33 protein-coding genes are annotated in these 25,035 nt (G+C 38.7%); 12 read left to right on the plus strand and 21 right to left on the minus strand.

The annotated features are described in order from the left end of the window. Nucleotides 1–81 precede the first annotated feature (81 nt). Nucleotides 82–546, minus strand: coding sequence for a hypothetical protein (locus ACFFGT_RS00635; protein ID WP_377020553.1), 465 nt, complete (start codon nt 544–546; stop codon nt 82–84). A 228-nt stretch (nt 547–774) separates the two neighbouring features. Here ACFFGT_RS00635 and ACFFGT_RS00640 point away from each other — a divergent pair, with 228 nt between their 5' ends. Together ACFFGT_RS00640 and ACFFGT_RS00645 are read left to right on the plus strand one after the other, a co-directional pair. Further along, nucleotides 775–1,140 carry a hypothetical protein gene (locus tag ACFFGT_RS00640; protein WP_377020554.1) on the plus strand — a complete coding sequence of 122 codons (366 nt, stop codon included), beginning with the start codon at nt 775–777 and terminating at the stop codon, nt 1,138–1,140. An 82-nt stretch (nt 1,141–1,222) separates the two neighbouring features. Beyond that, nucleotides 1,223–1,498: a hypothetical protein gene (locus ACFFGT_RS00645; protein WP_377020555.1), complete on the plus strand. Its 276-nt coding sequence runs from the start codon at nt 1,223–1,225 to the stop codon at nt 1,496–1,498. Between the two features lie 36 nt (nt 1,499–1,534). Here ACFFGT_RS00645 and ACFFGT_RS00650 read toward each other — a convergent pair whose 3' ends face one another. The 5 genes from ACFFGT_RS00650 to ACFFGT_RS00670 all read right to left on the minus strand — a co-directional run bounded on the left by ACFFGT_RS00650 (nt 1,535) and on the right by ACFFGT_RS00670 (nt 7,080). Continuing rightward, complete coding sequence (locus tag ACFFGT_RS00650; protein ID WP_377020556.1) at nt 1,535–1,906, minus strand: hypothetical protein; 372 nt, start codon at nt 1,904–1,906, stop codon at nt 1,535–1,537. A gap of 59 nt (nt 1,907–1,965) precedes the next feature. Then, nucleotides 1,966–2,235, minus strand: coding sequence for a hypothetical protein (locus tag ACFFGT_RS00655; protein WP_377020557.1), 270 nt, complete (start codon nt 2,233–2,235; stop codon nt 1,966–1,968). 93 nt (nt 2,236–2,328) lie between these two features. Then, nucleotides 2,329–4,080, minus strand: a complete 1,752-nt coding sequence (locus ACFFGT_RS00660; RefSeq protein WP_377020558.1) for a hypothetical protein — start codon at nt 4,078–4,080, stop codon at nt 2,329–2,331. A 610-nt stretch (nt 4,081–4,690) separates the two neighbouring features. Beyond that, nucleotides 4,691–5,626 carry a hypothetical protein gene (locus tag ACFFGT_RS00665; protein WP_377020559.1) on the minus strand — a complete coding sequence of 312 codons (936 nt, stop codon included), beginning with the start codon at nt 5,624–5,626 and terminating at the stop codon, nt 4,691–4,693. A 203-nt stretch (nt 5,627–5,829) separates the two neighbouring features. Further along, nucleotides 5,830–7,080, minus strand: coding sequence for a DUF2130 domain-containing protein (locus tag ACFFGT_RS00670; RefSeq protein WP_377020560.1), 1,251 nt, complete (start codon nt 7,078–7,080; stop codon nt 5,830–5,832). A gap of 162 nt (nt 7,081–7,242) precedes the next feature. Here ACFFGT_RS00670 and ACFFGT_RS00675 point away from each other — a divergent pair, with 162 nt between their 5' ends. Continuing rightward, nucleotides 7,243–7,641, plus strand: coding sequence for a hypothetical protein (locus tag ACFFGT_RS00675; protein WP_377020561.1), 399 nt, complete (start codon nt 7,243–7,245; stop codon nt 7,639–7,641). Nucleotides 7,642–8,104: 463 nt separating this feature from the next. Here the strand turns inward: ACFFGT_RS00675 and ACFFGT_RS00680 are convergent, their stop codons facing one another. The 3 genes from ACFFGT_RS00680 to ACFFGT_RS00690 all read right to left on the minus strand — a co-directional run bounded on the left by ACFFGT_RS00680 (nt 8,105) and on the right by ACFFGT_RS00690 (nt 10,315). Further along, a complete protein-coding gene (locus tag ACFFGT_RS00680) occupies nt 8,105–8,680 on the minus strand; it encodes a YceI family protein (RefSeq protein ID WP_377020562.1) in 576 nt (191 codons plus the stop codon). 175 nt (nt 8,681–8,855) lie between these two features. Further along, nucleotides 8,856–9,077 (minus strand): YdeI/OmpD-associated family protein, encoded by a 222-nt coding sequence (locus ACFFGT_RS00685; protein ID WP_377020563.1) that lies wholly within the window; start codon nt 9,075–9,077, stop codon nt 8,856–8,858. A gap of 416 nt (nt 9,078–9,493) precedes the next feature. Then, the gene (locus ACFFGT_RS00690) at nt 9,494–10,315 is read right to left on the minus strand and encodes an alpha/beta fold hydrolase (protein WP_377020564.1); all 822 of its coding nucleotides are present in this window, start codon (nt 10,313–10,315) and stop codon (nt 9,494–9,496) included. A 222-nt stretch (nt 10,316–10,537) separates the two neighbouring features. On the opposite strand from ACFFGT_RS00690, the gene ACFFGT_RS00695 reads away from it, so the two are divergent. Further along, entirely contained in the window at nt 10,538–11,356 is an 819-nt protein-coding gene (locus ACFFGT_RS00695) for an N-acetylmuramoyl-L-alanine amidase family protein (protein ID WP_377020565.1), read from the plus strand. Between the two features lie 264 nt (nt 11,357–11,620). Further along, nucleotides 11,621–12,271: an autotransporter outer membrane beta-barrel domain-containing protein gene (locus tag ACFFGT_RS00700; protein ID WP_377020566.1), complete on the plus strand. Its 651-nt coding sequence runs from the start codon at nt 11,621–11,623 to the stop codon at nt 12,269–12,271. Between the two features lie 41 nt (nt 12,272–12,312). On the opposite strand, the gene ACFFGT_RS00705 is transcribed toward ACFFGT_RS00700, so the two are convergent. From ACFFGT_RS00705 to ACFFGT_RS00745, 9 genes are all read right to left on the minus strand, one after another. Then, nucleotides 12,313–12,711, minus strand: a complete 399-nt coding sequence (locus ACFFGT_RS00705) for a GNAT family N-acetyltransferase (protein WP_377020567.1) — start codon at nt 12,709–12,711, stop codon at nt 12,313–12,315. Between the two features lie 168 nt (nt 12,712–12,879). Beyond that, nucleotides 12,880–13,251, minus strand: a complete 372-nt coding sequence (locus ACFFGT_RS00710; protein WP_377020568.1) for a DMT family protein — start codon at nt 13,249–13,251, stop codon at nt 12,880–12,882. 94 nt (nt 13,252–13,345) lie between these two features. Further along, the gene (locus tag ACFFGT_RS00715; protein WP_377020569.1) at nt 13,346–14,041 is read right to left on the minus strand and encodes an outer membrane beta-barrel protein; all 696 of its coding nucleotides are present in this window, start codon (nt 14,039–14,041) and stop codon (nt 13,346–13,348) included. A 238-nt stretch (nt 14,042–14,279) separates the two neighbouring features. After that, nucleotides 14,280–14,495 carry a hypothetical protein gene (locus ACFFGT_RS00720; RefSeq protein ID WP_377020570.1) on the minus strand — a complete coding sequence of 72 codons (216 nt, stop codon included), beginning with the start codon at nt 14,493–14,495 and terminating at the stop codon, nt 14,280–14,282. A 129-nt stretch (nt 14,496–14,624) separates the two neighbouring features. Then, nucleotides 14,625–14,846 (minus strand): hypothetical protein, encoded by a 222-nt coding sequence (locus tag ACFFGT_RS00725; protein ID WP_377020571.1) that lies wholly within the window; start codon nt 14,844–14,846, stop codon nt 14,625–14,627. 100 nt (nt 14,847–14,946) lie between these two features. Continuing rightward, nucleotides 14,947–15,228, minus strand: a complete 282-nt coding sequence (locus tag ACFFGT_RS00730; RefSeq protein WP_377020572.1) for a YciI family protein — start codon at nt 15,226–15,228, stop codon at nt 14,947–14,949. Between the two features lie 42 nt (nt 15,229–15,270). Beyond that, complete coding sequence (locus ACFFGT_RS00735; RefSeq protein ID WP_377020573.1) at nt 15,271–15,654, minus strand: VOC family protein; 384 nt, start codon at nt 15,652–15,654, stop codon at nt 15,271–15,273. Between the two features lie 5 nt (nt 15,655–15,659). Next, the gene (locus ACFFGT_RS00740) at nt 15,660–16,250 is read right to left on the minus strand and encodes a TetR/AcrR family transcriptional regulator (RefSeq protein WP_377020574.1); all 591 of its coding nucleotides are present in this window, start codon (nt 16,248–16,250) and stop codon (nt 15,660–15,662) included. Between the two features lie 92 nt (nt 16,251–16,342). After that, on the minus strand, nt 16,343–17,062 hold the full coding sequence (locus ACFFGT_RS00745; RefSeq protein WP_377020575.1) for a hypothetical protein: 720 nt from the start codon (nt 17,060–17,062) through the stop codon (nt 16,343–16,345). 313 nt (nt 17,063–17,375) lie between these two features. Here ACFFGT_RS00745 and ACFFGT_RS00750 point away from each other — a divergent pair, with 313 nt between their 5' ends. Both ACFFGT_RS00750 and ACFFGT_RS00755 read left to right on the plus strand, forming a co-directional pair. Next, entirely contained in the window at nt 17,376–17,597 is a 222-nt protein-coding gene (locus tag ACFFGT_RS00750) for a hypothetical protein (RefSeq protein ID WP_377020576.1), read from the plus strand. A gap of 197 nt (nt 17,598–17,794) precedes the next feature. Further along, the gene (locus ACFFGT_RS00755) at nt 17,795–20,029 is read left to right on the plus strand and encodes a tetratricopeptide repeat protein (RefSeq protein WP_377020577.1); all 2,235 of its coding nucleotides are present in this window, start codon (nt 17,795–17,797) and stop codon (nt 20,027–20,029) included. Between the two features lie 108 nt (nt 20,030–20,137). On the opposite strand, the gene ACFFGT_RS00760 is transcribed toward ACFFGT_RS00755, so the two are convergent. Further along, a complete protein-coding gene (locus ACFFGT_RS00760) occupies nt 20,138–20,500 on the minus strand; it encodes a hypothetical protein (RefSeq protein ID WP_377020578.1) in 363 nt (120 codons plus the stop codon). 429 nt (nt 20,501–20,929) lie between these two features. Here ACFFGT_RS00760 and ACFFGT_RS00765 point away from each other — a divergent pair, with 429 nt between their 5' ends. Next, nucleotides 20,930–21,268, plus strand: a complete 339-nt coding sequence (locus ACFFGT_RS00765; protein ID WP_377020579.1) for a hypothetical protein — start codon at nt 20,930–20,932, stop codon at nt 21,266–21,268. A 129-nt stretch (nt 21,269–21,397) separates the two neighbouring features. After that, nucleotides 21,398–22,276, plus strand: a complete 879-nt coding sequence (locus tag ACFFGT_RS00770) for an alpha/beta fold hydrolase (protein ID WP_377020580.1) — start codon at nt 21,398–21,400, stop codon at nt 22,274–22,276. Between the two features lie 92 nt (nt 22,277–22,368). Here the strand turns inward: ACFFGT_RS00770 and ACFFGT_RS00775 are convergent, their stop codons facing one another. Further along, entirely contained in the window at nt 22,369–22,785 is a 417-nt protein-coding gene (locus ACFFGT_RS00775; protein WP_377020581.1) for a hypothetical protein, read from the minus strand. A gap of 58 nt (nt 22,786–22,843) precedes the next feature. Continuing rightward, the gene (locus tag ACFFGT_RS00780) at nt 22,844–23,035 is read right to left on the minus strand and encodes a hypothetical protein (protein WP_377020582.1); all 192 of its coding nucleotides are present in this window, start codon (nt 23,033–23,035) and stop codon (nt 22,844–22,846) included. Between the two features lie 207 nt (nt 23,036–23,242). On the opposite strand from ACFFGT_RS00780, the gene ACFFGT_RS00785 reads away from it, so the two are divergent. The 3 genes from ACFFGT_RS00785 to ACFFGT_RS00795 all read left to right on the plus strand — a co-directional run bounded on the left by ACFFGT_RS00785 (nt 23,243) and on the right by ACFFGT_RS00795 (nt 24,908). Beyond that, nucleotides 23,243–23,944, plus strand: a complete 702-nt coding sequence (locus ACFFGT_RS00785) for a S24 family peptidase (protein ID WP_377020583.1) — start codon at nt 23,243–23,245, stop codon at nt 23,942–23,944. Nucleotides 23,945–24,159: 215 nt separating this feature from the next. Next, nucleotides 24,160–24,309: a hypothetical protein gene (locus tag ACFFGT_RS00790; RefSeq protein WP_377020584.1), complete on the plus strand. Its 150-nt coding sequence runs from the start codon at nt 24,160–24,162 to the stop codon at nt 24,307–24,309. Nucleotides 24,310–24,389: 80 nt separating this feature from the next. Continuing rightward, a complete protein-coding gene (locus tag ACFFGT_RS00795) occupies nt 24,390–24,908 on the plus strand; it encodes a GNAT family N-acetyltransferase (RefSeq protein ID WP_377020585.1) in 519 nt (172 codons plus the stop codon). The last annotated feature ends 127 nt before the right edge of the window (nt 24,909–25,035 follow it).

Here is a 25,035-nt window from a genome sequence, read left to right on the forward strand (position 1 = left end):
TATCTTAGTATGATTTCCACAAGCCAGGACTCTTGCGGCAACGTATTTATAACTTAGCAATCTGACAACGGATACACCTACTTACCGTTCGCCCGCCCTCAAAGCGTTCAATTCTTTTTGAGATTTTGCATTGGCTTGTTTTGCACGTGCTATGACAAGATCCAACTGTTTATATTCAGGCGTACCTATTTTGTATGTGCCCGGAACCGGACAGACACCATTCGGGCACATTGTCCAGCTTAGTTCTGTATTAGATTTTCCGTTGTCGTAACGCGTTATCATAAAAGCATCCCGAAGCTCTGCTTTAAAATTAACGTTAACCTTTTTAGAGCTTGTTTTTTTAGGGCTTTTAACCTTCGAGAGTTTAACAACAAATAATTGCTGCGAAAGGAGTACTTCCCGCACTTTTTCTACCCTGAGGTTTGAATCTGCCGAAAGCTTGTGGCTTCTCATTGCATAAATACTGCTACAATTACACAAAACAAAAAATAGGGCCAGTAAAAATAAGCCTGTAGATATGGCAATAGTTTTTCGGATAGGTTTCATTGTGATTTGGTTTATGATTATAAAAGTAGCGCATTGTCGGCGGGTTTACAACATGATAAATATGAATTCGGCCTCTATTTTTCCTTCTCACTGCCACAAGCGTCCTCGCTTGTCCCCCCTCCGCAGAGCTTAGCATGATTTCCACAAGCGAGGACGCTTGCGGTAGTCTATGTAAAAGCGTAATGTCAGTTTAATATCTTAATTTCCGTTTCAAAAGTAGTTATCTAAATGAAATACCTATTGCCGGAACAACTTAAAACCAGTCTATCATTAGGCAAGCCAATTGAACAATGGTTATCCTACCAAAAACATGACGATTATACGGTTTTGAAATGGCTGAGGATTGATAAAGAAAGAGATGCCATATATAGTGTAAGCTATATTGAGTGCTTTGATGAAGGAGGTAAGGACTTTTTTGATATTTATGAATTTGCACCATTAGACCCTAACGAGCCTTTCATTATTAATTCTTTTGGCGCAATCGATGAAGCATTAACATTTGCGACAGACAATTATCAGGCATCAGAAAGTAAGTTTGTTTCGGCGGGGATGATACAGGAAGAGTATAAAGATTATTTAACAGCGAGAGAATAATCCTTAACGAGGATTGACAAGTCAAAACTGACCTAAAACAAAATTTCAGAACCGAAAAATAAAATCAAAAATTGCTTAAATTATGGCATCTTCCTATAGGGTAATTGGTCTTTATAATACATCAATCGGCACTATACTCGTTGTAAAACTACCTGATATTAATGCGATTCCTGATAAGGGAGCCGTATTGAGAAACTCATCAAATTCAAGATGGAGAATAACCGGAATAGGAATGGGTAAAAAGCCGGATTTTAAAAATCCGCACAACGATGACTTATTGATCAGGGATTATTTAGTTGAATATCTTAGTGGGGCCAATTCGTTAAACGACTCGGATATTTTATTTATAGAACAGTAGCATTCTTGCTTGTGGTTTATTTTTATGCAGCCTACCCTATTCAACCAAAACAAACTCATATTTTGAATCTTCCCAACGATTTATTACTGGCATTTCCTTTTTAATAACGACAACACTTTCCTGATTCTCGAATTGAATTCTGGCAAGTGTTCTGGATCCCATTGGAATAAGAGGGAATGGGATTCCCCATTGTTGTGTAACATCAACCAATCTGGCATTTATTTTAACAGACAAACCCGTTTTAAGATTACGAAAAATAGTAAAAGTAGAGCCTACAGGAATTTCATATTCTGAATACAGGCAAAAGAAATCTAATGACAAAGCGCGATCGTAATGCCTTTTTAATCCTTTTTCAAGAAGACGAATACTGCTTGTTGACACAATACCCGACATAACTATTTCAAACATACTTATTGAGTTAATTTTTCGAAGTTAAGCCATCGCTAAACTTCAACCAGCCTTCAGCATTACCAATTTTTCTTGATAATCACGCTTATGACATATATAAATAACACTATTCCAAATAGCATAGCTATACATCCACAAATTTTCAGATTGGCACGATACCATTTCTTTTGCACTTGCCTTTTAATAAACTCGCTGTAATCGTGTGCCCGCAGTGCACGATCAATAAACCTTTGAGGATAAAATACTGCAATAAAACCCTGCCCGAATAGCACCAGCGTGCTTGCAATGCCTACAGCATAGTTAAAAAGCGGGCTTTCAAATACATTCATAAATTAACATTCTTAACTTGTAGGGATATTGTAAAACAATTGCAAGCAATAACGTTTGCGGTAGCCTTTACTTACTATAATCGATAAACAACGCTATCTCGAAACACTAAAACTACCATCTAACATCACCTCAGTCCCGCCCGATCCGGAAAAATTGAGGTTCGCTTTAGTTTTAAATGTTCCTTCAATCATGGTATTATCTGTTTTGTACTTCGTGATCTGGGCAGTACCAGGCTCGTACAAGCCCCAACTCATCAGGTATTTACTGCCCGGCATCGACAAACCGCAAGTATACAGGGTAACATTGCCACCGGCCGAACCGAGATAGCTAAGGGTAAAACTCTGTGTTTTAGCGGCGTTTTCTGCCGAAACAATAACTAATGGCCCGCCGGTTAAAAGATCGATAGTATTGCTCATCGATACTTTATCCTGAGGTGTTTGAAATGTATAGGTTCTCCCCTCAACGTTTACAGTGATCTTGCCTGTTTGTGGTTTGGTACATACAGAAGCGATGTGGTTGGTGGTTCTGCCAGCTGTTACCGAGTAATCGTCATCCTTGTAAATAACTTTATTTTGTTCATCATAAACAACCAGTTGGCCCCTGCTATAACTGATCTGGCAATAAAGAAAAGCAAAACTAAAATAGCCGTTATTAAGGTTAGTCACCATTTTTTTTCCATCAAAGGTAAACTCTGCCCTGCCCTTTGCGCCATTAAAGCTGCAATCTTCTATTTTACCCGAAACATAGGTTTGATACGGCGTTAAGTTAACAACCATGTTCTGATCGAATGTTGTTCCGGTCGCGATAGCAGGAACCGGAAAGGAATTCAAAAAATCAGAACATGGGGATGAAACAGACGCACCTAATTCGGTATTAGCCGCTACATACGTTAACGCATGCCCTTTTGAATTAATTCGTACCCATGATAGGCCTCTATAGGCCCCGTTTACGCCACAGTTAAACCTAAAAAAGCTTGCCGGGGTTATCATGCCATCTGTTACATTAGCCCTTAGGAATGCCTGCGGATAGGCTACTCCCCATCTCAGGTAAGATAAACTTGTTGTACTTCCCGTATAATCTTGTTGGTTTGCCTGGGCATAGCCCGCTTCCTTCCAAATATCTTCAATTTCATTGTAAGCCCATATCCTAAACTTTTCATTAGGAGTAGTGTAATCATACCGTTGCCTTTTATAGGTATAATTAACCGGCTTTACCAATTTTAGTGGCTGTCCGGCATTGTTATAAACCTGCACGTTTATCCCTCCCCAACTTTCTACTACAACCTTTTCATTGGCCGCGGTTAAGGCCCTTGAATCGCCCGGTAATTTATTTTCATAATCATAAGTAATAGCATTAAGGGGCATTTTTACCGTAATTTTTCCGTTATAACTGCTTCCGTCTTCCTTAACAAAACTATTGGGCTGAAAAACAAGCGTAACATAACTGGTAGCGATAGTTCCGCCGCTTGCCGATTCGAAACTTCCAGCGGTTTCTTCAGGGGCTAAATAATAAGCGAGCTTTTCTATCGAACTATTTTCTTCCAGCGTAAATATCTTACTGTATTTAAAATACCCGTTTTTAGATATCGAGAGTTTTACCTTATCAACGTTGCTTACTGTACCGGTATACTCAAACAAACCCGAAGCAGGGGTAACAGATTTATGGCCATCTACGGTAACCTCCACTCCTTCGGCTGGATAACCATCCGGGCCATAAATAGTACCCGAAAGGCCAATTTCTTTAGATTGGGGATCATTAGGTGGAACAAATCCGTTTTCTCCTTTTTTACATCCATGAAAAAGCAAAACTGTTAAAAACAGTATGATAAGGCGGTTTAATTTCATGCCTAAAAATAGCTATATCCAGCTTATTATAAAAATCAATCGCTATTTACCCATTCATTCTTTCCCCACGCTGATGCGCGCGTGTCGCGCGTTCCCAACACTAACTTTCTTGCGCCGGTAAATCCGCTGCATCCTGGTGCCGGCTAAGAACTGACGAAGCTACGCTTCGTCATATATAGAGAAAAGCACAAAACTAAGCTTCCCGGCTTTAACTAATGGTGGCAGTACTTTGTCACCTTATTAATTCAAATAACCAGCCATATCTAAAAAACATCAAAAAAAGGATAAAAATACACTCAAAAATCAGCCCTTATCTTCGGCAAGCCTGAAACACCAAACAAACACGCTATTAAGTTTTAAATACTGATTATCAGAAATTTAACTATGTTTCATACAAAAACACAAACTACTGATTATCAACCAATAACATTTTCAACCTATTCCATTATTTTACTCTTAAAAAATGGAACAGATCAGTTTTTCAAAAAAAGGAGTACCGGACTTTTTTCATTTTTTTTCGGGAATCAAAAAATTGGGATACCTCATTTGTTACAATGTTACCATGCCAGCACACTATCAGATTCAACACTTTCCCAATCGCAAAATCACATTAAACTCTTTCCCTTTTGTCATTTACCTGCGCCAATCTCAAACGAAGCTGTTCCTTAAATTTGAAATTTTTATATGAATAAATAGCACCCAAAACAATGCTACCCATAATCAAAACCTGCCAATAAAAATATTTAGGCGATGCATTATGCAACACCATAGGTAATAATGACATGGCATATGCCGGGGTCAGTTTAAATGCCAGTAAACGTAACACAAGTGAAACTGCTATAAGATCCAACAATGCGGCCAGGAGCAGGTTGTTGAAAAAATAAAGACTTTGAATGCCGATAAAAGCAGCTAACGCCAGACAGATTACCTGCTTATAAAACATTTTAAATGTGTACGCTTCTTTATGAACAGATTCATAGCCCACAACCAGAACCGGGGGAATGGCAGCTATATACATCCATCCGTTTTGTGAACAAATCAATATCCAGGCCGATATGAAGACTATATATAAAACATTGTCCTGGGGGCGTTGTCGCCTTGAGGGCGTCTGTGTCTGTGGCATTTCACGCTTAACATACAGACTAACAAATAGCAAAAACGTGAGCGCCAGGATTGAGAAAATAAAATACAATGAGGTAGCATTTGTTATAACCGGCAGCAGGCAAGTTGCCATAGCGGGGGCCAGGGAACTTTTAAACAAAAGGAGGGTTAACAATACAAATGTTACCGCTAATATGAGCTTTGCTGCAAGGCCAAGATCCATTTTATTGATCAGGAAACCGCCGATTGCAGTTATAGAAGGCAGAAGAAAGATATGAAACGGTTTAGCTAACCATGCCGGATATTGTTGGATCAAACAACCAATGGCAAGCGCAGCCATTTCCGGAAGTATAACTTCCTTATTGTTAACAATAAGGGATGCACCAATCATAATAAAGATCAAAGCATACCCCATTATGCTTTTAAACGGCAATATCATTTTCATAACAGGGAATTCATTATTTGCTTTTTGTGCAAAAATAGCAGCAGCAACCTGAACTACGTGGTCTTTTTCAGGCCGATCGTGGTACTATTTACTGATTTTCATAATTTATATCACCTGCTGCCGCAAGCGTCCTCCCTTGTGATTCTGCTGTCCATAGACTCTGTCTACGGGCTAACTATGCCTGTTTTCATGACTACTGTATACTACTCCAGCAACAACGCATCCTCATCATCAGTAAGGTTAAGCTGGATAGTATCATTGCCCGCTATACCTTCAATGCTACCACGAATATGGGCGGCACTTAACAGTACTTTATCCAATTGCTTTTCACGGGCCTTCCAGAGTTTTTCCATGGCATCGCGTTCGCGCTGAATAGACTGGCGCATGCTCATATACCCTTCACGAATAGCTTTCCATTGCTCCGAAAACTCACTGCTGGTAAGGTAATCATACAGCAAGTGCATTTTATCACCTTTGTTATCCTGCGATTTGGACAGGTTTGACAATTTCATTACCCCATCCCTTAAAATGTAGGATACCGCCTTTACCTCATCAAAACTACAAATCCAAACGCCATCACGTTCGCCAAAGCAATCCATGCCTTTCGGGTAACATTGGGTTACTATTACGGCTACGTCAACCCCCATGCTCCGCATATCCTTTTTCAGCTTTTCGATCCAATCCATCGAAAAATCTTTGGTGCGCTTGCTTTCATAAATAATGCGCCCGCATTCCTGGCCAAACTGGTTGCGTACGGTTTGCACACAATCTGCCCCGCGTACGCCCTTCCCTACCTCGCTTATAATATCAAACGGAAAATAATTTCGTAATAGTTCTTCCAGTATCAGTTCCTGGGCTTCACCCTGCAGTTGCATGGAGCCCTGTTCGGCTTTGCGCTTCATTTCATCGGCCAGTTTCTTCTGATCGTCAAGCTGTTTTTCAAGCTCCTTAACCTTTAACTGGTATTCTGTATCTTTTATATTATGACGTTCTGCTTCCTGCTTGCGGATCTGGTCGGTAAGTTCGCTTCGCTGCTCCTGTAATTTACGTTGCACAGCAAGCTCCATCTCCTCTTCTTTCTGTTGTAATTGTTTTTCGCGCTGCAAAAACTCCAGCTCTTTCTGGCGGGATAGCTTTAGCTTTTCTTCGGTTTCGGCAGCAGAGTTTTTAAGCATTACCAACTGGTTCTCAAAATCCTGGCCTATGGTTTTGCGCAGGTTATTTTCAAGGGTTTGCTGTAATTGTTTTTTTTCGTTATTAAGCCTTTGTTCAAATGCTGCCTGTTGTTGGCGTTCCTTGCTTAAAAATTCCTCATCCTTTTTGCGGTATTCCTCTTCTTTTTGACGGGTATAATCCATCATTTTAACCCTGAGCTCTTTTTTATACTCTTCGGCCATTACCTCTTCTATCGGAAAACCGAAACCACAACTTGGGCATTTAACTTCTGTAGCCATATTATTTAAAAGGAAAGTATTTCCTGTAAATCAAAGATAGGGATTTACTGTTTAGCATATGATTACAACCTCCGCAGGCTTTATTAACATTATTGTAACAAAATGAAACTACAATGATAACAATCTATTGCAAATGCCGTTTATAATACCGAAGTTTATAACATGCAGATATTGAGAATAGGAAAGGTAATGTGGAGTCATGATTATGACCTGGGCACATTAGGGTTGGCAAATGACGGAGGCGCATTATTTGCATTTACCCCGCCACCTCACCACTATAACGGCGAAATTATACTTACCCCAAAAAGCATTGTACTTGACGGCGACAGCTATGAGCATATTCCGCTTGATAACCTTGAGCAATTATATTTAGGTTTTGATGAGGTTTACAAACGTTCGATGGTACGTAACAATGGTTTATTCTGGCAGCCGCTGAGGTTACGATACAGACTTAAAGAAGAATTGATAACATTATATCTTATTGTTGACCATACCCTTTTTGGCGCTAAAAATCAATTGTGGTTTAATACACTGAAGCAATTGCTGTCACGAAAAGGCTAAGTTAATTCTCTTATCCTCTGCTATTTTGCAATAGCTCCCCAAAACAACAGCTAATCAACACTTTAGCAATACAGGTTGTAAATATACCGCACAGTGGGTATTTCATAAAAGCAAACATGGTTGCATATTTGACTGCATTAATTGCACCAAACGCCATTATCACTCTTTATGAAAAAGCTCGGTCTCCTGAGGTTATTCTCTTGTTTACCCCTCATCGCTATCATCATTCCGGATATAACGGAAGCCTTTATTAACAGGAATTTTAAATTACCCTTTTTTCATCTCATTACCAGTGCGGCCCTTGTTGTCATAATCGGTATTTGTTCATTAATAATGCGTTATCAAAAAAAGCAGAAATTAAAAGTACAATACCAACGCTCATAACAATCAGTCATCTGCAGCCTGTCATAAAACAAAAAACGGCGCGGGTTATCCGCGCCGTTCCTGTTATATATTTTCGCAATTATTTGGCTTTGCCAAACTCGCCGTTAGCTTTTATGGTTACTTCGTCGCTTACTACAGCGTTAGGAAATTTTGAACCGAAGTTGAAGTCAGAACGGTTGATAGTACCTGTTAATTGGAAACCAGCGTCATCAGCTTTGCTCATTGGGTTTTGGATAGTACCGCGGTACCATAAATCAAATGAAGCTGGTTTGGTTACGCCGTGTAAAGTTAAGTTACCGGTAAGTTTGTAGTGCTTGTCGGATGTTTTGGTGATAGCAGTACTGGTGAAAGTAATGGCCGGGTATGTCGCAACATCAAAAAAGTCAGGGCTTGAGATGTGTTTATCGCGTTGATCGTTATCAGTAGTTACTGATGCAGTTTGGATGCTGATCTGGAATTTAGCATCGCTAAAGTCAGGTTTAGTAGCGGTGATGCTTGCATCATAGCTTTTAAATATACCGTCAACGTCAGATACTAACAAGTGGGTTACAGTAAATTTAACGTTTGAGTGAGCTTTGTCTACAGTCCATGTAGTTTGTGCTGATGCTGCCGTGTACGTGAATGCTGCTGCTAACAGGATAAGAATCTTTTTCATTGTTTTAATTTTTAAATTTCTTTTTTGTTTTTGATTATGGCTCAAAAGTATATAAATGATCGGGACTTCAAACAAAATAAATGTTTAAACATCTTTTTATTAAAATCGGATGACAATATACTACTAATTTAGTAGAACATACAAGGGTTGGAAGCTATTTTTGAGGAGTTTTGCCTTAAGTTTTTAAGGTTTTTTGTTTATTACGGAGCATAACCATTGCCTTATCGGCCCTTACCTTACGGGTAGCCTCCTGCTTTGCAGAGCCTACCCAATCGCAATAACCCTGTTTATATGATTTTGCAAGGCTTTCAAAAAATTCATTGGCTTCAGTATCGCTGTCAAGCAATACCTGTAATTCGGCCGGTGTACCTTCAATGTGTTCGCCTGGTTTAAGCATGATCTTTTACTGGGTTTATTTCCGCCTAAGATAATATTAATCGGGATAACCGCCCGGTTGGAAAACCATAATTACGGCCAGTAATACCACTAAAAGAAATGAGATGGCTAAAAGCGTATCGACAAGCAGCCTTTGGTTTTTTGATTCCATATTACTATTAATTAAACAGTAAAAGCCGCAGGTTAGCTTATAATTGAATATTGTAAAAACGATGCAGGGCTGTGTTTATTATAAAATATATACTCAAAAAATACATGTAACTCAAATTTTATAAAACCTAAACCAAACAAGGTTGTTATTTATAACTGTAATTGAGATTTACTAAAATTAAAGTAATTATGTGAGATAGCCCGGTTTAATAACCGGGTTATCTTTTTTTATGGCGATATAACAGTCCGGCAGGTTCAAGCATCGTTTTAACGCCGGTGAAATGGCTGCTCAAAAAAATCATCCACCTTTTTATTAAACTCATCGGTATGTTCAACCAGTGTACCATGACCTGAATCGGGTAAAATCCACAAATAAGCGTTTGAAATATTTTCAGCAATTTGTACGGTGTGCGTTGTTACAATGAGGTCATGATCGCCGGCAATAATAAGCGATGGGCATTTAATAGCTTTTAGTGCCGATAGCTTAATATTGGGCTCTTTATAATCAAGCATAAAGATCTTCCTGTCGTTCTTTTCTTTAGCGGTGATAAAATGATAATCCTTTTTGGCGGCATATTCTTTTTCCATATCCTTCCATAACGAAGGGATAAGGGCAGTAGAATCGGGCCAGAGGTTGGCCCCTGTGGATGCCAGTTTAATCACTTTCTCGGGGTGCCGCATGGCCAGTACCAGGGCATTGATGCCGCCATCGCTCCAACCTATCACATAGGCCGAATCAATATGCATCACATCAAGCAATGCAGCAAAATCATCGGCCATCATTTCAAAGGTAAGTGAGTCGCGCGGATCAATTGATTTACCGTGTGCGCGACTGTCAACAGCTATAACTTTATACTTTTTAGCAAAATAAGGAATGTTCTTTTCAAAAGCATTAATGCTGCCGCCATTACCATGTATCATTAATAAGGGCTTGCCTTTACCATAAACTTCGGTATAAAGCTTTATCCCCCTTACATCATAATACTTACCGGCAGCGGCATTATCGCCGTAAACAATACTTTTTTGCTGGCTGCATGCCATAAAAGCCTGGCATACCATTACAACGAATAACAGTTTTCTTATTATCATGATCGCCCGATTTAAGCTCATTAAATATACATAGATAATGTACAGTTTAAACTTCCGTTGCAGAGGTACTGCAATTAATTTTTAAATAGTGCTGTAAATCAAACATGTATTATATTTGCGCACTTTAATTAAAGTGTTTTTTAAACCATACGGTTAAAACAATATCATACCTGTAACTATTATAGAATGAAACGTTTATAAACCTGTATACATACATTGTTCATGCCTGCTCCCTTTCCTAAAAAATATAAAATAACTCCCCCTCTTTTTTTTCTGACATGCCTGCTTATAACAAGCAATTGTTTTGGGCAAAGTGCCGCTACCTCGGCTAATCATTTCAAATTTAAAACGGTTATTATTGATGCCGGGCACGGAGGTAAAGATCCCGGATCGCACGGGGCTTATTCAAAGGAAAAAAACGTTTCGTTAAGTATCGCCAAAAAACTAAGAGACGCCATAAACGACGAAATGAGTGGCATTAAAGTAGTGATGACCCGCAGTACCGACGTTTTTATCGAGCTGCACAAACGTACTGATATAGCTAACGACAATCACGGCAACCTATTTATTTCCATCCATTGCAATTCATCTCCGCAGCGTAAAGGATCATCAAGGGGCACATTATTGCTTGTATACGGTTTTCACCGCAGCCAGGAACAGCGCGAGGCCCTGCGTGAAAACGCATCGATATTTATTGAAAAGGATTACAAGGAAAAATATAACGGCTATGGCGATGATGCCGCAGTGAATACCATAGTGCTTAACGCTTTTCAACAAAAATACCGCAAGCAAAGCATCCAGTTTGGCGACCTGGTCGACAACCAGTTTCGTAAAACCAATGGCAGGCACAGTTTGGGTGTAAAAGAACAGGGTGTTTTGGTATTAGCACAAAGCGGCATGCCTGCCGTACTGGTTGAAACAGGGTTTATTAATAACCCATCCGACGAAGAATACTTGAACTCGGCGAGCGGGCAAAATGAAATTGTACGATCGATCCTAACCGCGCTCAAGCAATACCGAAATAATTTGGAAGGAAACTGATAGTGACAAGATATATCAGCATTTGTTCTATCTCGAAATTTAATTAACTATTACGTTTTTTTCTGATATTTATTATTGATATTGAAATATTTATTTCAGCATCACAATAAAACAATCAGCTTTAACGGGCTTTTATAGCTTATATTATCGGTTTAAATCCAAATAAAAATTTATTTTATAAATATTATTAAAAGCCATTTTTGCCAAAATATCTTTTGTGTTTCCCCGTTTCAAGGGCTCAACAAAACCAAAACACAAACACAAATGAAAAAAATCCTTGTCTTAATCCCTGCATTTTTATTGGCGTTTCAAATCTCAAAAGCCCAAACCGAAAAAGGTTCGCAAACACTGGGTATCGATGTACAATTTACGCATCAGAAAACATCTCAGGACCGAAGCCTTCCTGGTTTCGATTCATATGCTTATGATTTTAAAGCCACAAATTTTAGTATTGGGCCTACCTATAGCTATTTTATAGCAGATAAGCTTGATATAGGTATCAGCGCTAATTATGGTTACTACAAGCAAGATAGTAACGATAATAACTATGCTACCAACCAAAGCTCGCATCAATATGGAGCTTCGCTTTTTTTGCGGAAATACTTCATGTTTGGTGATAAATTAGGCCTTCGTGCCGGCCCATATTTGGGTTACACACGTTACGATTTCAGGTCAAATGCTAATGGCAGCTTCATCAAAACTAAAAATGACAGTTATAATGTAGGAGCAAACATGGCGCTGGTTTACTACCCTGCAAAAAAACTTGGCGTAGCTGCTACCTTGGCTAATCTTTCATACAATCATACCAAGATCAAAGATGATGCTGGCCTTCATGGAAGCAGCGACAATGTCTTTTTCAATTTGGTAAATGATGGCTTAGCTATTTCTGTATTTTATACTTTTGGCGGCAAATAAACCTTAAGTTTCAAGGCAGGATAGTGACCATCCTGCCTTTTTCACTTTATACGGTGAATGATAAACCCGTTATGAACGGTTTCCATGCCCACTTTAGGATAATATTCCATGGCTGTAGTAGCCGAAAGCAGCAAAAGCATAGTTTCATCGCCAATGGCTTCTTTGGTTAGTTCGATCAGCTTTTTTCCTATCCCCTCTTTTTGATAATCTTTAGTAACCGCCAGGTCCGAAAGATAGCAGCTATAGCAAAAATCAGTAAGTGCGCGCGATACACCTACCAATTTATCACCATGCCAGGCGCTTACCACCAGGTTTGAATTTTGGTACATCCTGGCAATCCGCCCGGCGTCATTAGTCGGACGTTTCAAGCCTGCTGTGTCATAGAGCTCTATAACTTGTTGGGCTGTTGGTACCGTACCTGTTTTATAAGTTATTTCCATATTATTGTTTAAGTTGCTTACATACTCATGTTCAAATGTAAACAGCATCTGCACTATGCAAATAAGCCAGGATTAAGAAAGCGGGTAGTCCAGCAAATATGAAAACGGGAAAAACGGGTAAGTTTTTGCGGAGTGTAATTCAACCCGCTTAGGATAAGCGTTTTTCAATTACCACTTTTTAAAAATAACAAATACAGCCAGCACAATAAGCCCGAAGCCTACCAAATGGTTCCAGCCCAGTTTTTCGTTTTTGAAAAGCAGGGTTGTAAATATCATAAATACAGTGAGCGTAATTGCCTCCTGTATGGTTTTCAATTCAACCAATGTAAAGGGGCCGCCGTTTTCTTTAAAGCCGCCTTCGTTAGCCGGTACCTGGAACAGGTATTCAAAAAATGCCAATCCCCAGCTTATAAGTATAATAGCTATTAAACTCAGGTTTTTACCCCAGCTATAGTCCTTAAACTTAAGGTGCCCATACCAGGCAAATGTCATGAAGGTGTTTGATATAAACAGGAATGTAACAGTACGCAGGCCTTTCATTAATACAAAATAGTTGTTAAGTAAATATCAATAAATTGAGATACATAACACAGCAATCATAACTTTGTTACGGTACCACTTAAAACTAATTACATTAAAACTTGAACACCAGCTCGGCGCCAAGTGACAGGGAGTTCCAGTTTGTTGAACCGGAGGCATCACCCAAAGTTAGTTTTTGGGAAAAGAAATTATACTTTGATTCGATACTGATTCCCAGTTTAGGGGTTACAGGGAATATTACCCCTACTTTAGGAGCATAATATAACGATTGCGACCATTTGTCATAAACAAAGGGATCGATACCATCAATTTCATAAGCCACTGCAAAATCAGTAAAATACAACCCTAAATTTACACCGCCATAAACCCTGAAATTATCGGCTATATCAATATTATAAGCAGCGCCCCCGTATGCGGCAATTACAGGCATATCGGCATAATAAGTGTTTGCAGTAGTTCCACTCCCTTCAATTGTTTCTGAAATAAAATATTGATCGGGCTTAAAATTCATGTACCCTACGCTTAAACTTGCTGTAAACGGGCCTAAAAACCTGTAAACACTTGCATTAAAATTAATGGCAGGCTTAAAAGTATAATTAAAATTACCTTGTGGTATGTCAACACCTGTACCTACAGCCAGCCCCCAGCCATCGGTAAAATTAACTGCACCGCTCCCGCCGCCGCCATAAGTTAAAGCCCGGTTTGACCGGCGTTGTGCCGTAGCAACATTAAAGCAAGAAAACAGCATAACTATTAAAAATAGCTTAAAGCAGGCATTTGATTTTTTCATGGGGAGATGGCACACCCTGAGGGGAGATTTTAGATAATGGTGTTTAGGGTTCATTTACCCGTAAAAATATAAAAAATTAGGTAAACCGAAACACTTAATTAATTTCATAACAATGCAAAAGCCCAAAAAAAGCCCGGGTTTTATAAACCGGGCAATTGGCATTAAGGGGTACTAAACTATATATTGGTTTATAATGATCAATATTATAAAATTACGGGTAGCCAAAGCCACTGAATTACTATTGTAACTGCGAATCAGTTGTATCTCTAAATTTTCGTAAATATGCTATGCCCAATGTACATGCTATTATAAAAAGCAGTAAAAAGCACTCAATATAAATATGAAAGGATGAAATATTACTAAAAGGGCCAACAATAAAAGTAGCGATATCAGGCAGCAATAAACCAAACAATGGAAAGCCTGCAAACATTCTTAAAATTGCTAATTTTTCCATAACAGTTGAGGTATAAGTTTAATATGTCCAAGTTACAACTTTTGAGAATAATAAAAAATAAATATTTACTAAAAAGCAATAAATATTTTCGATAAGATTAAAAAAGCATTCTTACCGACCTTGAATAGCTTAGAGTTTATAGTATTCTTCTATTGAGCGGCCAATTTCCTGTAAAGGGATTAAATGATCTCCAAAACGATGTTCAATGATCTCCCAGTAACCTTTTGTTAGCCTGGTTATGGTGTAAAAAGCCGAATAATTTAATACACTAAAGGTAGTTTGATTGGCAACCGAAGGAATAATTTTATAGGTTCGTTTATTAACTTTTAGTTCAAAAGGTTCCATGGGCATCGTTTACACAAAGCTATTATGTAAAATACAGATGTGCAAGCGTAATGCACCCCGTATTTTAACCCATTGCTCACTACGTATTTATACCTATAGGAAAGGGTTAAAAAGGCATTGCTTTTACCAATTCAAGTACTTTTTGCTTTACAGCAGGATCATTTTCAATGATTTGCACCAGTTCATTATCATCTGATACAGATACAATTACAAAGTTTTTATCCTGGTTCCAGAAATTACCGCTTATAACCACTTTGCCATTATTTTTAAGGTCGTTATAATAACCAATCCTATCGGTTAAACATTGTTTATTATCTTCAGGGCAGCTAATCTCTTCAAAAAAGAGCATCACATGATGCGGGTCTTTATAGGCAGATGCGTGTACCATAAATTGACTATTTTAAATTTTGATAACTAATTATTTAATTTATTAAGCTAAACAGGTAACCTCTGTAAGGATATTACCCGGAGCGTTAAAGTAAAACCCGTAACCACCGCGCAAAGAGCCCGGAGGTTGCGTTACATTAATCCCGCCTTCTATCAAACGATCATAAACTTCAGTCACCTGATCCTGGCTATCAACTAAAAAACCGATGTGAAAAGCATCGGGATAATTATTGTTGCCATTGCGGTTAAAGGTATCGGCCATAAGCACCAGGATAAATCCGTCCTCTCCTTCCATTATGGCCAGCATATTATTCCCCTTTACGCTGGTACATTTAAAGTGAAAGTATTGCTCAAAAAAATGAGAACTTGCGGTAACGTCGGTTACCGGCAAATTAACGTGATTAAGCTTTATATTGGTTACCGGCATAATTATCAGGGTTTTAATGCTTTTAATACAAGGCCAAGCGTTTGCTCCATCAGTTTATCATCCAGTGTAAAACTGCTGTTTACATAGCTATTGCCCTGGTGGTGAAACTTGATAAGCTGATAAAGAGGCGCATAAGCTACTGCCCAGTAAACCTCAAAAGGTAAGGGCACAAGTTGTTTCTTTTCTTCGGCGTTACGCATAAATGCCCCCAAAACCTGTCCGAAATTAACGGTAAGCATGGCGGTCACTTTCTCATAAAAATGAGTGTAACGCATAATTTCAATAAATTCCATATCCAACGGGCATTGCATGAAATACTCCAGCCGGTTATGCCACTGCACCTTTAACCCCTCTGCAAAATCCATATCCGGCGAAAAATTCTGAAGACTAAAAGCCATCATTTTTTCGGCAACACCAACACAAATGCTGTTTATCAGCTCTTCTTTATCTTTATGATAAATATAAATGGTTGCCGGTGATACCCCGGCGGCCCGGGCAAGCTTATTAACTCCGAAGCCGTCAAGCCCTTCAGCAACTATCAATTCTATAGCCTTCTGGCGGATCTGCTGTTCCTTATGTTCGTCGCGGGGTCTCATTTCGAGACAAATATAAGTGAGCGTTCGTTTATTTAAAAATTTATTTCTTACAAATCATCGTTTTTTGACAGTTGGTACAGATGCATAGTTATTTACGCAATAAGCTTAAAATAAGATATAGTTAAAAGAAATAACAGCAACAAGACTATATACCATAAACGGCTTTTTTGCTTGGTAAACCCGCTTTTGTTTTTGAGTACTGCAAAAAAAGCTACAACATATAATGCCACAGAGATAGCAGCACAAATACTAACTACTATTTTATTATCTACAAGATATACCCCTAAAACAGGCACAATAACAGCAATTGAAATCAGACTGCTATACCTTTCTTTAAAGGTAGGCCGGGTATTAACAGTTATTGGTTTTATCCCAGCCAATAATGGCTCCAGTTGCTCAGGGTTTTCTATCAGTTTAGATATGATTATTGTATCGGCCGGGGCGTTGCTTGTACCCTTAACAGTAAAATTGCCATTTGTACTTTTTATAATAGCAGTTATGTCAGAGAGCTGGATGGATCTGGGGATCAGGTTCTTTTGCTCGCGGATGATCATCAACTCATCGATGGTGATGGTATAACTATTATATACAGCTTTAAGTCGTTTTAGCGATCTGTAAATAATAAACGCATAAAGTAAAATCAAAAAAACCAGGAAACTAATCCACATTGCATCAGCACCATTACGGGGCTCATAGGTATAATAACCTAAGGCTATTATGACGACAACTATTATAATTACCGACCAAATTAACGTGCGTTTCTTTATTTCCGCATATCCGGTCTGAGAAATCTTAAATATTTGAGCTTCCATCTATTTGCAATAAGGTTTTTATCTGCCTAAATTAAGTAAATCTTATTACTTGTAGTATAGGTATCCTATTGCAGAATCGACAAGGTTTTCAAATCAGGTCAAACTCACCCATCATCAAAACAATAATCAACATGGCCTGTTCTCCAATCTTATTAACTAATAATTATCGTACAATGAATACCATTTTACAAAAAAACTGTAAAACCGGGCCAAATAAATCTTTTTCAATTTTAAATCAACTAATGTCAAATTTTATTTAAATTATAAAGAAATAATCCGTACCTTAGTATTGTCATACTAAATGTTAATAATTATGGAAAAATTAATAATATTGAGAATGTTCTTTTGCTTCCCGCTGGTTGGTTTAATGTTGCCGGATGCTGGTATTTTGATATCAAATTTTCCTGGCAAAGTTCCTGTAATTCATGTTGTGATAGAGGTAGCATTATTACTTTGCATTTCACTTTGTACTGCTGCGATAGCTTACGGCAAAAAGCGAAATCAGGACAGGACAAACGAAGCTTCTTTTTCCTGATCGGACGACCGTAAAAAGCAAAAATATTTCAAACTATCATGCTTTGACATTGGGGTTTTTATACCCCAATTTTACCCCAATACCACAAGCCCTCCTGCTTATTTCTTATTAGTTATAAGGTATTTCATGATGGTATAAGTTTTGCCATAGTCAATAATAGTTTTTTATTGATATTTGATAAAACTGCTATCGCGTTCATGAAAAAAATTCTATTTCTATTTTTTTTACCGTTATATTCATTTGCCCAAACAGCAAATACGTATACCCAGGAAGGAAACTCAAAAGCTAACACCAGGGATTATAACGGCGCCATACAAGACTTTACGCGCGCAATAGAACTAAACAACAAAAGCGCCGATGTTTTTTATTACAGGGCTAATGCATATGGCAACCTTAAAGAGTACAAAGCAGCCATTAACGATTACGCGCAGGCTATTGCCCTCAAACCCGGCCTAACCAATGCCTACCTGTACAAGGCCAATGCCGAGGCTGCCTTACAGGATTATCAAGCCGCAATCACTGATTTTGACCGGGCTATCGCAATGGGCCCAACATCGGCAGATATGTTTCACTACAGGGGCAATGCCAAAAGCAATATAGGCGATTATGCAGGCGCTATTGCCGATTTTACAACAGCGCTTCAATTTACCCCCAACAATGCCGATTTGTATAAATACCGTGGTTTGGCCAAAAACAACAATAACAATTTTACAGGGGCCATTGCTGATTATAATATGGCTATCAAACTAAGCCCCAATAGTTCCGAAATCTATCAATACATGGCAGGCAGCAAAGCCAGTATAAATGACTATAATGGTGCTATTGCCGATTATACCAAAACCCTTGCACTTAACCCCAACAATGCCGAAGCCTATTTCTACAGGGGTAACACCAGGGCAAAATTAAATGATTATAAGGGTGCTGTTGATGATTATAAAAAAGCGGCGGCGATAAATCCCGGCCTTAAAAACCTGTTGCTTTACATGGCCAATGCCCAAAGCAATATGGGCGATACCAATGGCGCACTCGATTATTTTAATAAAGCCATTGCACAGTTTCCGCAAAATGCCAGTTTGTACATGTACCGCGGGGTTATAAAAAGTGATAAAAAAGACAACCGGGGTGCTTTGGAGGATTTTAATAAAGCCATTGAGCTCGACCCTAAGAATGGCGATATATACCAAAGCCGTTCATTTGCAAAACTGGCATTAGGTGATAATGAGGGTGCAAAACTTGATGCCGAATCGGCAATTCAAATAAACCCTAACAGCATAAGTGCGTACGTAAGCCTCAGCAAGGCCAAAATGGCTATGAAGGACACTGCAGGAGTTATTGCCGATTTAACAAAAGCAATTAGCCTGAACAGTAAGAGTGATGAGGCTTACCTGGCCCGGGGCGATGCCTACCGCGATTTAGGGGTGCCCGTTGCCGCTATTAATGACTACACCAGGGCCATTGCCATAAACCCGGTTTATACTTATGCTTTTTTAAACCGTGCTATTGAAAAAAACAAACTGGGCGATTATGGCGGGGCTGTAAAAGATCTCGAAAAACTGATCAGCATTGCTCCGCAACAGCAAAATGGTTATCTGCGATTAGGCAAAATCAATAATTTTTACAAATACACCAATAACGGTACACAATTATTTACTGCCGCCATAACACTCAACCCGGCAAATCCTGATTTCTATCTTTACCGGGGCGAAGCCAAAGCTGCCACCGGCGATGCTAAAGGAGCTATGATCGATTATAATACCGGCGTACTTAAAGCTCCTAAAAATATCACACTATTGTTAAAGCGCAGCTTAGCTAAAGCAGCTGCTGAGGACAATAATGGTGCTATTGCCGACCTGAGCAGCGCACTTAAAATTGATTCGCTATCAGATTCAACCGCTTTGGTATGGCAGGCAAGAGGCTTTGTAAAAGCCAAACTTAAAAATTATAAAGGCGCGCTTACAGATTTTGACCGTGCCGTATCAATTTACTCAAACGACGAAACTTTTTTATTTAGGGGCGACACTAAACTGGCTTTAAAGGATTACGCAGGCGCTGCAGATGATTATCATAACGCTACCTATATGAACGATGCTAATGTCAAGGCTTTTTCACATAGCGGTATCGCCAAAAGCTATCTTGGCGACGCCCAGGGGGCAAAAGATGATTTTACAGCGGCATTCAAGGTTACCCCAAACAGTCCTGATTTATATATTGACAGGGCTACTGCTAAAGTAAATTTAAAAGATCCAAACGGGGCCGTTTTGGATTGCAATACCGCTATAAGTCTCGACCCCAAAAACAGCCGGGCTTATTTACAAAGAGGGCTTGCCAAAATAGCTCTTGACGATAAAACAGGAGGCTGCGCTGATATGAATAAAGCTTTGAGTATGGGCTCAAAAGAAGCGGCTGATCAAATATCAAAATATTGTAAATAACAATAACTTTTTATTTACAATATTCGTAAAATAAGTAACTATTAACTGATCTATAAATAACACCCAAGCCCCGAAAGGGGCTTTTACATTTACCGGGATTTAACATAGCTATACAGCCTTCTTATCCTCTATGCGTAATTGTTCGCGCAGTTCCTTCAATTCCATTTCATAGGCGCGCATCCGGGCCTGTAAAATATCAACTTCTGTACGCATCATCTGTATTTCGGTAATGAGCTTAGCCGATTCGGGCTTATTGATCATTTTTTCGCCGGTGCCAAGGATAAGCCATTCGGGCGAATATTTAAGCTGAAAACAAAGCTTCCGGATAAGGTAATAGCTGATATCCTGCTTTTTATTGATCACCTTACTAATAAAGCCCTGGTCAACACCAATAGCCCCGGCAAGCCCCAGCTGGCCGCCGTGTTCTTTCACAACAACCTTTAACCGTTTTATAATCGCTTCGTCAGACATAAGTGACTGCAATAATAATCATTTTGTTTATCCATGCAATATATAATTGCTTTATTGAACAAGTACTAACAAAAAAGGTCAAATGCCCCAACAGCAAATGACCTTAAAGTAAAACTAACCAACAAAAACTATATATGACAATAAAAATAAGCTTAGGTTAAAAGCAATAATTGTTTATTCTTTAGTTTTTCAGGCAGTTAACCATATTTACTATTGTAAACAGGCAACCCGATAATGCCATGATATTAAACCTTTGTTATACATTTTAATACGAAGCCCATAAAATAAGGTTGCATAATATTTGAAACTTTTTTTGAATATTTTTTAACACAAAAATTACATCATGTACAAATTTTAAAATACGCCTAAAAAGCCGACCTTTACATTCATCATCTCTTAACAAAAGGGACACATAAAATTGCAATCATTATGAAACCGGGCGATAAGGTAATTTGTATAAATGACAAAATAGATCCTGAAAAGATGGCTGAAATACGGCAGGATTTTGAAATATGGATCACCAGGGATAAAGAATACACCATACGCGAAATACTTGACAACAACGGCATTGTAACCGGCTTGTTATTAGAAGAAGTGCACAACTTTCCCAAATTTTTCAAACTGATAAACCGCTTCCAGGAACCTGCATTTGCCCAATGGCGTTTCCGTAAACTGAACTACGCAACACCAGAAGCAGAAGCTGTTACTGAAGAGCTGGAACTTGTTGAACAAAATGAAAAAGAGCAACAACTGGTTAAGGTTAAATAATAATCACCTATTCACTTGCCATTATCTTACGTTCAAGTATTTACTTTGTTAAAAAAAGTTAAACATTTTGCCGCAACCTGTTCATAAACGGATATTTATATAGCGAAACCGCTGCATATAATTATCTGCATGAAAAAGCTACCCGCATTATTTTCATTGTTAACTTCGATTGGTTTGTGGTATGCCTGTACCCAGCATCCGCAAAGCAAAAAAACGACTGATCTGCCCACTGTAAAGATCAGTAACCACGGCGTTAATATTGCCTATACAGATACGGGCAAAGGTGACACCACATTGCTTTTTGTACATGGTTGGTGCATTAACAAAAGTTACTTTAGCCAGCAGGTAAAATATTTTGGCAGTAAATACCGGGTTGTTACTATGGATCTGCCAGGCTATGGCCAATCGGGTAAAAACCGCAACTCATGGACGGTGAATGATTTTGCCGGTGACGTAACCTCCGTGATAACCACTCTCAAGCTAAAAAACGTAATACTGGTTGGGCACTCTATGGCCGGTGAAATTATTGTACAAGCCAGGCTCAATGCCCCGCAGCAGGTGATAGGCCTGGTAGGTATCGATAATTTTAAAGGCTTTGACGGAAAACCCGAAACAGCAAAGGCAAAAGCCGATTACGCAGCAGCGATAGCTATGCTGAAAAAACACTTTAGAACAATAGCCATAGCCTATTTTAACCAGGATCTTTTTTATAAAACAACCGATGCAGCCATCAGGAAACGCATCCTTAACGATGTAGCAAATGCCGACAGTGCAATTGCCATAGCAAGTATGGAAGATAATGGTTTTAATACTACAGCCAAACTTAAAGCCAGCAAAACAAAACTCCACCTTATTAACAGCGATTACACCCCTAACGATACAGCTGGGTTTATCAAAGCGGGGATCCCCTACCAGTTATTACAGATACATGCCACAGGGCACTTCCCTATGATTGAAAAACCTGCGGAATTTAATAGGCTTTTGCAACAGGCTATTAATCAAATTTAGCCGATCAATTGGATTAGAAACACATTCAAGACAAATTTAAACAGCTTGAATAATTATGAAAACAATTCCATTTAGCATAATTAAAATCCACTTTAATAGGTATAATCACTTGCGGCACCGGCTTCAACAAGCTGAGTAAGCAATGCTTTTAATACCGCCTCACGGGTCCATTGTTGTTCCAGTAATGATGCATCGTCTTTATACCATTGCACAGGGGTGTTGATTTCTATCCGCGCTTTATAGGCAAAGTTTTTAGTTGGGTGTAATTTGGTACCCTCGTAGCTATTCAGGCCCTCAGCCTTAATGATCCTGGCCATATCGCGCACCCGGATATCTACCTGCAGGCATTCATCAATTGAATTTTTAAAATCCTGTTTATCCTCCAGCCACAAAGTAAGCACTTCATCTGTCAAATCATGCTCTGCTATAGTTATCCGGCTATAGTCATAATCAACCGAAATAATAAGCCACCAAAGCTGGCTTTTAAGTTTTTGCGAAATTTTCATCATGGTAATTAGTGTATGTTTTAATTGGTTATTTTATGTGATATTGCTTACACCCTGGTTATTACCGGCTAAAAGCAGGCATCCATCCAGGTATATATTTTTGGATGACTGCAATTTCATCCCTATATTTTTCACATGCAGCCCTATAACCCTCAAAGCGCTGCAAAGCCTCATTTTCATTTAAAATATCCAGGTTATTTTGATTATTGTTGTCACGTGCCGACTGTTGAAGCGCCGAAAATGCTATATACATAGTAATGGTATTATCGATTATTTCTTGATATTATTTCTTGATTTTAAATTACAGAACGTTACATTAATACAAAAGAATACTCTTTATAAAACAGAGTAACCATTTTGATTTACAAATAATTTAACTTACATTAGCAATCATTAACGAAACAAATATACAGAATAATCTTTATTATTATCAAGAAAAATCTTTAAATTATTTTTCACCATGGAAGACGAAGTAAAACCAAACAAAATAAAGATTGTACGTCCTGAAACACTGGAGTTTATTATACTTTACAATCAGCTTAAAGGAAAAGCATTTAACGGGAATGCCCAATTGGCCGAAGCATTAGGCTTTAACTCTCCAAGCTCAATCACTGAGATAATAAAGAGCAGGCAGAACATAGATCCAGAAAAACTCCGTATTTTCAAAGAAAAATATAAAGATTACATAACAGGCGAAAAAAAACAGAATATTTCTGAATCAAAACCTGTATCCAAACACAGCGAAGGCATCCCCATGTATGAAATTTCTGCAACTGCTTCAGGCGTAGAAGTATATAATGACATTAACGACTCACAGCCGGTTGGTCACATGAATTTTCCGGGGATTGAGGATTGTGATTTCGCGCTTCCAGTTTGGGGGCACAGCATGTATCCTTATCTTGAAAACGGCTGCTGGGTTGCACTAAAAATAATTCACGATAAAAAGATCCTGCCCGGCGAGGTTTATTATATTGAATGGGGCGATTACCGCATGTACAAACGCCTGCTTGCCGGAGATAACCCCGATGAAGTAATTGCACACTCAGATAACACAACCGAAATGGTTGGTAACCGGCTTAAATACGCCCCATTTGTTATTAAAGTAGCCGACATCAAAAAGCTTTGCCTTGTTAAGGACATCCACAAAAAACATAATCATTAACCTTTATAGCGGCTGCAATCTATTATTCCCCTGCAGCCGCCATTATTGTTCTGCCTATCGTTACAAAACATCCAGTACCCTACAACATTCTTACATCTATGCGGTTAATGTATTACCAACACATTTTCGACACCTTGTTAAACCTTTAAATGCATAGGTAATCAAAATTTAAAAGATGTTTAAGCAAGGGGAATTTTCAAGTAATGCAAAGTAAGATGTTAAAATTGATCATTGATGAATTCAGCGTTGGTAACTGGGTACAAAACCTTGCATTTTATAGCTTCCTCTTCCTGCTATCATGGACTGTTATCCTGCAAATAAAATCAACTTCAAAAATTTCGTTAAAACGGCGTGCGCTTAAATAAGCTTATTATTTATTGCAAAAAGTAAACTGCCAGACATCAAAACTTCCATATTTTAGCCATAATTTTTTTTGGCAGATAAAATGACAATCAGACTGGCTACACTTAATGATATACCTCAGATATTAGCTCTTGTGGCAGATGTAATCCCCATTATGAAAACGGCAGGTAACTTTCAATGGGATTACGATTACCCCAATAAACAGGTATTTACCGATGACATTAACCTTAACCAGCTTTGGGTAGCAGACATTACAGGAGCAATAGCAGGCGTAGCTGCTATAACTACCGATCAGGATGCTGAATATGCCCAGGCCGGACTTAACCCCGACGAAACCGCCATAGTTACACATCGCCTTGCTGTAAACATTAATTACCAGGGGCGCGGCGTTGCGGCAGCACTTTTAAAGCAAGCAGAACAGGAAGCCATTGGGCGTGGAATTGAGATATTACGAATTGATACCAATATTGCTAACCAGGCTACACAAAAGCTGTTTCCAAAGCTGGGATACGTTTTGGCAGGCGAAATTAGCTTAGATCTAAGACCGGGTTTAAGATTTTTATGTTATGAAAAACGGCTTAACAACAACCTTAATCAATAACAGGCCTCAGATCTGCATAATAGCTAAGTTTATTCCCGCCTGTTAAAACTTCACACATTCACACAAAACATACAGTCATTTCTCAATAGTTATTCACAAATGGGCATTTTATCAACAATTGCCTTTT

This window comes from Mucilaginibacter angelicae, from assembly GCF_042434235.1.
GTDB classification, from domain to species: domain Bacteria; phylum Bacteroidota; class Bacteroidia; order Sphingobacteriales; family Sphingobacteriaceae; genus Mucilaginibacter; species Mucilaginibacter angelicae.